Below are 8,314 nucleotides of genomic sequence, written 5' to 3'. Positions count from 1 at the left end.
GCGGGCGCGGGCTCCGGCCCTGCCGCCGGGGCCGGGCCGGGATCGGCGGGCCCAGGTGCCGGCGTCGGCCCGCTTCCGGGGGCGGCGGACACGGGCGCGCCGTCCCCCGCCTTCCGCCCGGCCAGGGCCACCGCCGGGGCGGAGCCCGGGGAGGGGGTGCGGGCGGCGCTGGGTGCGCTGGCGCTGCGGGTGGCGCCGGGGAGCGCCGCGACCGCCACCGACGCCCTGGGCAGCACCCACCTGGCCGCCTACGCGGTGGGCGGCGGGCAGGTGCTGGTCCTGGCCACCCCGGGGCGGGCCCCTGGGGACCACACCATCGCCTCGGTCGGCGCCGTGCTGCTGACCCTGCTCACCGCGAGCGGCCCGGCCGGGGCGGAGGCGGCCGCGCTGACCCGCCTCCTGCTGGACGGCGACCCGGACGCCGCCCTCACCCCGGGCCCCTGGTACGCCGTCGCCGCCCGGGGCGGCGGCGACCCGCGGGCCCTCGCGGCGGCGCTGGGCACCGTGCTGCTGGACCCGCGCGGGGACGGCGCACGCCTCCTCACCGACCGGGAGCCCGGCCCACAGCCGGGGTGGCGGCTCGGGGTCAGCGCCCCGGCCGCGCCGGGCGGGCTGCGCACGGCGGGCGCGGAGGCCCGCCGGGCCCTGGAACGCGCCGAGGCGGCCCGGACCCCGCTGGCCCGGCACGCCGACCCCGGCGTCACGGGCCTGGTCGGCGAGGCGGAGGCCCGCGCCCACGCAGAAGCCCTCCTCGGCCCCCTCTCCCCCGCCCTCCGCGAGACCCTGCGGGCCTGGCTGGCCCACCACGGCAGCTGGGACCGCTCGGCGGCGGCGCTGGGGGTCCACCGGAACACGGTCCGCCAGCGCATCGCCCGCTGCGCGGCCCTGCTGGGCGGCGCCGACCTGGACGACGCGGACACCCGGATGGAGCTGTGGTTCGCCCTGCGGTGGCTCAGTCCAGCACCGGATCGGCCATCCGGGCCCCTCGGCTGACGGCGATCCGGTGCACGTCCCGCAGCGACTCGGCCATGCGGCGGCCGAGGTAGCGCAGCTGGGCGGCGGTGGCGCCGTAGTCGCCGAGCATGTCGTCGGCGTGGCCGAGGAGTTCGACGGCCATGCCGAGCTGGACGCGCTCCATGTCGTCCGCCACGCGGGAGAGGTAGCCCTGCCCGTTCTCGGCGACGAGGAAGCAGGGCTGCCCGTCCCCCGTGACCCACGGCAGCAGCCGCCCTTGATCGTGCGCCATTCCCGATCCCTTCGTCTCGTCGTGTAGCGATCTGCTCACACAGTGAGACGGCCGGGAGTAGGCTCGCCAGGGCAAGCCGCGTGACTTCGACCCCGTCACAGGGGAGTTGACGATGAGCAACATCTACGGGGACTGGCTGAAGGCCCAGCGGAAGGCGGCGGGCCTGACGCAGCAGCAGCTGGCCGACGACGCCCTGATGACCCGGACCCACATCGCCCACATCGAGGCCGGTCGCCGGACCCCGTCCCGGGAGGACGCGGTACGGCTGGACCGGGCGCTGGGGACGGGCGATGTGCTGCGGAGTTTCCTGCCGCAGGAGGACGTGGCCGTCGCCGACTACTTCGAGGCAGCGCGGCAGCTGGAGAAACAAGCAACGGAGATCCGCGAGTTCGCCATCTCGTTCGTGCCGGGGATCCTCCAGACGGAGGCATATATGCGCGCCGTGCTCAGCACGGCGTTCCCTCCGTGGAGCGACGAAGAGTGTGACCGGATCGTCGTCACACGGCTGGAGCGCGCAGAGATCCTCAGGAACCCGGCCACGCCCGTAGTGTGGATGCTGCTCGACGAGGCAGTGCTACGCCGCCCGATCGGCGGACCGAATGTCATGGCCGAGCAGTTGATGCACATCGTGCACCTTGCCGAGTCACAGCGCATCCGACTGCATGTGCTCCCGTTTTCCGCGGGATCTCACCCACTTGGGCAGGCCATGCTGACTCTCATGCGGTTCGCAGACCAGCCGCCTGCCGGTTACACGGAGGCGATCTACTCGGCCAAATTGCATGACAGCCCTCACGTTGTCGAACGCATGCACGCAGCCTACGATTTCGCACTAGGCGATGCATTGCCCCGCAAGGAATCCGTTGCCTTCCTGCGGGCAACAGCGAAGGAATACGAACACCATGAGTGAGCACGTCCTCCCAGACGCGTCCACAATGCCCGGCTGGCGCAAGTCGTCGTACAGCGGCAGCAACGCGGACAGCTGCCTCGAGGTCCTCGACGGCCACCCCACCGCCGTCCCCGTCCGGGACTCCAAGGACCCGGCCGGTCCCGCCCTGCTGATCCCCGCCGCCGCCTGGGTCTCCTTCGTGGACTCCCTCAAGCAGGGTCCCGGCGCCGCGTTGTAGGACAGCGGGGGAAGTCACGCGCCGCTCGGTACACCCGCGTTCGCGAGGATGTCGCGTGCCGGCAGCACCGTGCTCTGGGCGGCGGTCAGGCCGGTGGCCGCCAAGTGGGCGTCCACGATCCGAAGGCCGGCCGCGTACCCGGCGAAGTCGGGCAGTCCGACGGGCTGCAGCCCCATGCGCCGTGCGGTGGCGTCGCCGTAGACGTAGGCGGGCAGGTTCTGCATCCCGGCCACGTCCACCCCGGCCGCGACCTTCTCGCAGACGTCGTGCAGTCGCGGACCGGACAGCGCCGTCGCCCAGGGGCCCATGGCGGGCTCGCCCGCCAGTTCCCGTACGAACGCTTCGGCCAGCCCCTCGGCCACGACCTGTTCGCCGACCGTGACCGTCATCGGGTTCCAGACCACGTTGGCGTAGCGCACGTTGTGGTGGAGCTCGTGCGCGGCGGCGTATCCGATCTTCTCCAGGCTGGTCTCGGTGGGCCACATCGTCAGGTGGATCGCCCCGGGGATACCGCCCATACCGAGGTAGCCGGCGTTGCGCACCGTCAGCAGGTCGTCATCGGGGTCGCCGAGCACCAGCACGACGTGCACGGTCTCGGCGCTCTCGGCTCCGGGCAGCGCGCCGCTCAACCGCTCCCATGCCGTGGCGAGGCAGTCCTCGATCCGGTCCCACACCCCCGCGTCCCGCATCCGGCGCAGGGCCGTCAGGTAGCGCGGGTCCTCGCGGTCGGTCCGGAAGCCGCTGCCCGTCCGGTGCATCCGGACCACGTCCACGCCGACCGTGGACATCACGCCGTGCAGAGGGCCGAGCAGGTCCCGCAGCGCGTCGGGCCGCTCCTCCAGCGGGCGCCGCAGGAGATCGAGCATGGAGGAGGCCGTGTCATGAACGATGATCTTCATGACCTGGGACCGTAGGACCTCACGCTACGGGAGGGGCAAGTCAGGCGGACGGCGTCAGCGTGCACCGGCCGTCCTCGCAGGTGCGCTCCAGGCGGCCCCGGGAGAGCGTCTGCGCCAGCCCGACCGCCCAGCACATCGGGCAGCCGCGCAGGGCGAGCAGGCCAACGGGCAGCAGGGCCAGGCTGACCGGCCACGCGTACGGGAGGAGTACGACGGCCAGGGCCAGCGAGCCGAAGCCCAGCGCCCCGCGCACGAGGTGCCTCGGCAGGGAGGCGCTGGCGAAGTCGCGGCCGTCAGTCTTCGTCACGGGCATCGGGTCCTCCGGATCCGGGTGGGGTGAGGAGCGCGTGCCGGACCGCGGCGCGCGCCCGGTGGAGGCGGGACTTCATCGCCGCCGTGGTGAGGCCCAGTGCGTCGGCGACCACGCGTCCGCCGAGGCCCTGGACGTCCCGCATGATCAGCACCCGCCGCTGGTCGGGCGGGAGGGCCGCGACCGCCGCCGCGATCCGGCCCGCCTCCAGGCGGCGCAGCGCCTCCTCCTCGGCCGAGTCCACGGCGCCGGCCGGGACCGGGGGGCGCTCCCGGTCGCGGACGACGGCGCGGGCGCGGCGCAGGCACTCGTTGCGGACGATGCGGAACATCCACGAGGCCAGGGCGCCGGAGGCCCGCAGCATGCCGATCTTGCGGTAGAGGATGATCAGCGCCTCCTGCGCGGCGTCCTCGGCGTCCTCCGGGGTCGCGCAGAGGGAGTGGGCGAAGCGCCGTACGTTCGGGTGGGAGCCCGAGACCAGCGCGGCGATCGAGGCCGTGTCGCCGCGCTGGGCCCCGGTGACCAGCTGCTCGCCGGGCCAGGACGTGTCAGCCACGCGCGCCGCGCCCGCGCTTCAGGACGAACACGCACGTGCAGAGCAGCACCGCGCCCGCTGCGATGGCGATTCCGATGATCATGGCGACCTCCAGGTGGTCCGTTCCGTTCCGTACCGGCGTCCGTCGCGCGGTACGGGGATAAGAGGCACCGGCCCACGGAAAGGATTCAGCACCGGGCGGCCGAGTCTGGACAGGATCGACAACCCGCCGGTAACTTAGGTATGAGCAAGCGCTTAGACATAAGCGGCGGACCGCCGCGACGAAGGGAGCCGGCCGTGCGCCGTACGGTGTTCAACGAGGACCACGAGGCGTTCCGCGAGACCCTCCGCGCCTTCATCGAGGCCGAGGTCGTCCCCGTCTACGACGAGTGGTTCCAGGCCGGCCAGGCGCCGCGCGAGTTCTACTACCAGCTCGGCGAGCTGGGCGTCTTCGGCATCAACGTCCCCGAGGAGTTCGGCGGCGCGGGCCTGGACACCCACAAGTTCGAGGCCGTCCTGTACGAGGAGACCTCCCGCGCGGGCGTGAACTTCGGCGGTTCCGGCGTGCACGTGCTGCTCGCCCTGCCCTACATCAAGATGCTCGCCACCGACGAGCAGAAGAAGCGCTTCCTGCCGAAGTTCGTCTCCGGCGAGGAGATGTGGGCCCTCGCGATGACCGAGCCGGGCACCGGTTCGGACGTGGCGGGCATGAAGACCACCGCCAAGCTCTCCGAGGACGGCACGCACTACGTCCTCAACGGCTCCAAGACCTTCATCACCGGTGGCGTCCACGCCGACCGCGTGATCGTCTGCGCCCGCACCTCCGCCCCGAGCGAGGACGACCGCCGCTTCGGCATCTCCCTGTTCGCCGTGGACACCAAGTCCGAGGGCTACTCGATCGGCCGCAAGCTCGACAAGCTCGGCCTGAAGACCTCCGACACCGCCGAGCTGGCCTTCGTCGACGTCAAGGTCCCGGTCGAGGACCTCATGGGCGAGGAGGGCAAGGGCTTCTACTACCTGGGCCACAACCTCGCCTCCGAGCGCTGGGGCATCGCCTTCGGCGCGTACGCCCAGGCCGCCGCGGCCGTCCGGTTCGCCCAGCAGTACGTCACGGACCGCACGGTCTTCGGCAAGCCGGTCGCGCACTTCCAGAACACCAAGTTCGAGCTGGCCGCCTGCCAGGCCGAGGTGGACGCGGCCCAGGCCGTCGCCGACCGCGCGCTGGAGGCCCTGGACGCGGGCGAGCTGACCCCGGCCGAGGCCGCCTCCGCCAAGCTGTTCTGCACCGAGGTCGCGCACCGCGTGATCGACCGCTGCCTCCAGCTGCACGGCGGCTACGGCTACATGAACGAGTACCCGATCGCCCGCCTGTACGCGGACAACCGCGTCAACCGCATCTACGGCGGCACCAGCGAGATCATGAAGTCGATCATCGCCAAGTCGATGGGTCTGTAAGTCCCGTTGAACGAGTCGCTCAGCGGTCTCCTCGACCTGCTCGACCTGGAGCAGATCGAGGAGAACATCTTCCGCGGGACCAGCCGTCCTTCGCTGGTCCCGCGCGTCTTCGGCGGACAGGTCGCGGCCCAGGCGCTGGTCGCGGCCGGCCGCACCGTGCCCGGGGACCGTACGGCGCACTCGCTGCACTCGTACTTCCTGCGCACGGGTGACCCGGGCGCCCCCATCGTCTACACCGTCGACCGGATCCGCGACGGGCGCTCCTTCACCACGCGCCGGGTCGTCGCGGTGCAGCACGGGCAGCCGATCTTCCACCTCTCGGCCTCCTTCCAGGTGTACGAGGAGGGGCTGGACCACCAGATCCGCATGCCCGACGCACCCGATCCGGAGACCCTGCCGACGGCCGCCGAGGCCCTGCCCGCCTACCGGGACCTGTTCCGGGACCCGGGCACGGTGGAGCGGCTGCTGGAGGCGCGCGGCGCGGTGGACCTGCGGTACGCGACGACCCCGCCCTGGGGGTCGATCGGCGAGCCGGTGGAGCCGCGCTCGCAGGTGTGGTTCCGCACCGCCGGCAAGCTGGACAGCGCCGACCCGCTGCTGCACACCTGCCTGGCCACGTACGTCTCGGACATGACCCTGCTGGACTCGGTGCTGCTGGCGCACGGGCGCGGCGGCTGGGCGGTGGGCGACGTGGTCGGGGCCTCCCTGGACCACGCGATGTGGTTCCACCGGCCGCTGCGGGCGGACGAGTGGCTCCTGTACGACCAGGACTCCCCCACCTCGCACGGCGGCCGGGGCCTGGGCCAGGCTCGCATCTGGACCCAGGACGGCCGGCTGGCCGCCACCGTCATCCAGGAGGGCGTGGTCCGCGTACCGCGAGGGTGACGGCAGCCGCCACGGCCGCGAGGGTCGCGGCCGCGAGCACGGCCAGGCCGGGGTTGACGTAGCCGGGCACCATGTCGTGGTGGGCGTTGCACGTGCTCGACAGCGGCAGGAACGACTCCCTGGCCTCCCCCGGCACGTACCCGGCGCCCTGGAAGAACTCGCAGGTCTTGTCCCTGCGGAGGCCTCCTCCGAGGACGTGGAAGAGGCCCCAGGCGTAGAGCGCGCAGGTGGCGAGGAGCAGCGTCACGGACGCCCGCGCCCAGCGGGTCACGCCCGTCGCGCGGACCACGGTGCGGATCCGCACCGCGAAGACGACCAGCAGGATCAGGCCGACGATGATGATCATGCGATCACCGTACGGCCGCTGCCGCGCGCGACTCCCCGCTACCCCTTCGGGCGGGCCTTGAGCTTGGCCCAGACCGTCTCCAGCGCGTCGATGTCCCCGTCGTCCAGCAGGTCGTCGAAGACCTCGGCGAGGGCCTCGCGGCGGGTGGCGTCGGCCTCCGCGAAGAGTCGGCGGCCCGCGTCGGTGAGGGCGATGCCGACCGAGCGGGCGTCGGTCGGGGACGGTATCCGCTCGATGAGCCCGCGGGCCCGGAGCGAGTCGGCGACGCGCGAGACCTGGCTGCGGCTGAGCAGGGTCCGCGCGCCCAGCTCCGAGGGGGCGACCGGCTCCCGCTGCACGCTCAGCCACAGCATCACCTCGAACCACGACAACGGCAGGTCGTGGCGGCGGGTGAGCGCCTGGTCGACCCGGGCGGTGAGGGTGGTTCCGGCCCAGACCAGCCCGTAGAACGCGTGGTCGCGGGGGGTGAGGCCGTCCAAGTTCAGGTTCGCGTGCGCCATGGGGCCAGGGTACCGGGTTGCGTGCACACGCACACATCGTTAATGTGTGTGTGCACGCACAAAACCAGGGAGGCTTTCCATGAGCACCGAGACCACCGCCAAGACCGTCCTCATCACCGGCACCTCCTCCGGCATCGGGCTCGCCGCCGCGGTGGCGGCGGCACAGGCCGGCTGGCACACCGTCGCCACCATGCGCGACACCACCCGCTCCGACGCCCTGCTGAAGGCCGCCGCCGAGGCCGGCGTCGACGGCCTGGTCCAGGTCAAGCGGCTGGACGTGACCGACGCGGACTCCGTCGCCGCCTGCGTGGCCGAGGTCGTCGCCGAACACGGCCACCTCGACGCCGTCGTGAACAACGCGGGTGCCGGCTTCGTCGGCACCGTCGAGCAGCACGGGATGGAGCAGGTGCGCTCCGTGATGGAGGTCAACTTCTTCGGCGTCGTCGAGCTCACCCGGGCCGCACTCCCCCACCTGCGCGCCTCCGGCGGCCGGGTCATCACCGTCACGAGCGTCGGCGGGGTGGTCGGCCAGCCGTTCAACGAGTCCTACTGCGCGGCCAAGTTCGCCGTCGAGGGCTTCATGGAGTCCCTCGCGCCGGTCGCCGCGGCCGCGGGCGTCCAGGTGTCGGTCGTGGAACCGGGCGCCGTCTCCAGCGAGTTCGTCAACAACGTCGGGCTCGACATCCCGGCCCTGCTCGGCCAGGCCGGCCCGTACGCCCCGCAGCTCCAGGGCTACATCGACCACGCCATGCGGTCCTTCGGCAGCGACACCGCGCAGACCCCGGAGCAGGCGGCGGCGCCGGTCGTCGAGGCCCTGACCGCCGAGAAGATGCCGTTCCGGATCCAGACCTCCGACTGGGCGCGCACCTTCGTCGGCATGAAGCTCGCCGACCTGGACGGCTCGGCCGTCCAGACGGAGATGGGCGCCTGGCTCCGCTAGCCCGCCGGGCCGCCAGGCCGCCAGGCCGCCGGGCCGCCAGGCCGCCAGGCCGCCAGGCCGCCAGGCCGCCGGGC

The 8,314-nt window shown here is 72.7% G+C and carries 12 protein-coding genes; 6 read left to right on the top strand and 6 right to left on the bottom strand.

Annotation, left to right across the window (positions count from 1 at the left end):
- Nucleotides 1-993: PucR family transcriptional regulator (locus tag ACFVXK_RS34995; protein WP_389620206.1), on the top strand; the 993-nt coding region annotated here is incomplete at its 5' end.
- Here ACFVXK_RS34995 and ACFVXK_RS34990 read toward each other — a convergent pair.
- Complete coding sequence (locus tag ACFVXK_RS34990; protein ID WP_389620203.1) at nt 953-1,246, bottom strand: hypothetical protein; 294 nt, start codon at nt 1,244-1,246, stop codon at nt 953-955. The two genes, ACFVXK_RS34995 and ACFVXK_RS34990, sit on opposite strands and share 41 nt — an antisense overlap.
- A gap of 112 nt (nt 1,247-1,358) precedes the next feature.
- On the opposite strand from ACFVXK_RS34990, the gene ACFVXK_RS34985 reads away from it, so the two are divergent.
- Nucleotides 1,359-2,153: a Scr1 family TA system antitoxin-like transcriptional regulator gene (locus ACFVXK_RS34985; protein WP_389620200.1), complete on the top strand. Its 795-nt coding sequence runs from the start codon at nt 1,359-1,361 to the stop codon at nt 2,151-2,153.
- Nucleotides 2,146-2,370: a DUF397 domain-containing protein gene (locus ACFVXK_RS34980; protein WP_389620197.1), complete on the top strand. Its 225-nt coding sequence runs from the start codon at nt 2,146-2,148 to the stop codon at nt 2,368-2,370. The genes ACFVXK_RS34985 and ACFVXK_RS34980 overlap by 8 nt, the downstream gene beginning before the upstream one ends.
- A gap of 14 nt (nt 2,371-2,384) precedes the next feature.
- Here ACFVXK_RS34980 and ACFVXK_RS34975 read toward each other — a convergent pair whose 3' ends face one another.
- Genes ACFVXK_RS34975 through ACFVXK_RS34965 form a run of 3 tightly spaced genes read right to left on the bottom strand, consistent with a single transcriptional unit; the run spans nt 2,385 to nt 4,135 of the window.
- Nucleotides 2,385-3,269 carry a DUF2268 domain-containing protein gene (locus ACFVXK_RS34975; RefSeq protein ID WP_389620194.1) on the bottom strand — a complete coding sequence of 295 codons (885 nt, stop codon included), beginning with the start codon at nt 3,267-3,269 and terminating at the stop codon, nt 2,385-2,387.
- Between the two features lie 40 nt (nt 3,270-3,309).
- Nucleotides 3,310-3,582, bottom strand: a complete 273-nt coding sequence (locus ACFVXK_RS34970) for a hypothetical protein (protein WP_389620191.1) — start codon at nt 3,580-3,582, stop codon at nt 3,310-3,312.
- Nucleotides 3,563-4,135: an RNA polymerase sigma factor gene (locus ACFVXK_RS34965; protein ID WP_389620188.1), complete on the bottom strand. Its 573-nt coding sequence runs from the start codon at nt 4,133-4,135 to the stop codon at nt 3,563-3,565. The genes ACFVXK_RS34970 and ACFVXK_RS34965 overlap by 20 nt, the downstream gene beginning before the upstream one ends.
- Before the next feature lie 276 nt (nt 4,136-4,411).
- Here ACFVXK_RS34965 and ACFVXK_RS34960 point away from each other — a divergent pair, with 276 nt between their 5' ends.
- Both ACFVXK_RS34960 and ACFVXK_RS34955 read left to right on the top strand, forming a co-directional pair.
- Nucleotides 4,412-5,569, top strand: coding sequence for an acyl-CoA dehydrogenase family protein (locus ACFVXK_RS34960; RefSeq protein ID WP_358896161.1), 1,158 nt, complete (start codon nt 4,412-4,414; stop codon nt 5,567-5,569).
- A gap of 6 nt (nt 5,570-5,575) precedes the next feature.
- The gene (locus ACFVXK_RS34955; RefSeq protein ID WP_389620184.1) at nt 5,576-6,454 is read left to right on the top strand and encodes an acyl-CoA thioesterase; all 879 of its coding nucleotides are present in this window, start codon (nt 5,576-5,578) and stop codon (nt 6,452-6,454) included.
- Here ACFVXK_RS34955 and ACFVXK_RS34950 read toward each other — a convergent pair.
- Complete coding sequence (locus tag ACFVXK_RS34950; protein ID WP_389620181.1) at nt 6,417-6,800, bottom strand: hypothetical protein; 384 nt, start codon at nt 6,798-6,800, stop codon at nt 6,417-6,419. The two genes, ACFVXK_RS34955 and ACFVXK_RS34950, sit on opposite strands and share 38 nt — an antisense overlap.
- Before the next feature lie 38 nt (nt 6,801-6,838).
- Nucleotides 6,839-7,300 (bottom strand): MarR family winged helix-turn-helix transcriptional regulator, encoded by a 462-nt coding sequence (locus ACFVXK_RS34945; RefSeq protein ID WP_389620179.1) that lies wholly within the window; start codon nt 7,298-7,300, stop codon nt 6,839-6,841.
- 79 nt (nt 7,301-7,379) lie between these two features.
- Here ACFVXK_RS34945 and ACFVXK_RS34940 point away from each other — a divergent pair, with 79 nt between their 5' ends.
- Nucleotides 7,380-8,240 (top strand): SDR family NAD(P)-dependent oxidoreductase, encoded by an 861-nt coding sequence (locus ACFVXK_RS34940; RefSeq protein WP_389620176.1) that lies wholly within the window; start codon nt 7,380-7,382, stop codon nt 8,238-8,240.
- The last annotated feature ends 74 nt before the right edge of the window (nt 8,241-8,314 follow it).

It is taken from the genome of Streptomyces sp. NPDC058157, from assembly GCF_042884105.1.
GTDB lineage: Bacteria > Actinomycetota > Actinomycetes > Streptomycetales > Streptomycetaceae > Streptomyces.
This window is presented reverse-complemented; position numbering and strand designations above follow the sequence as displayed.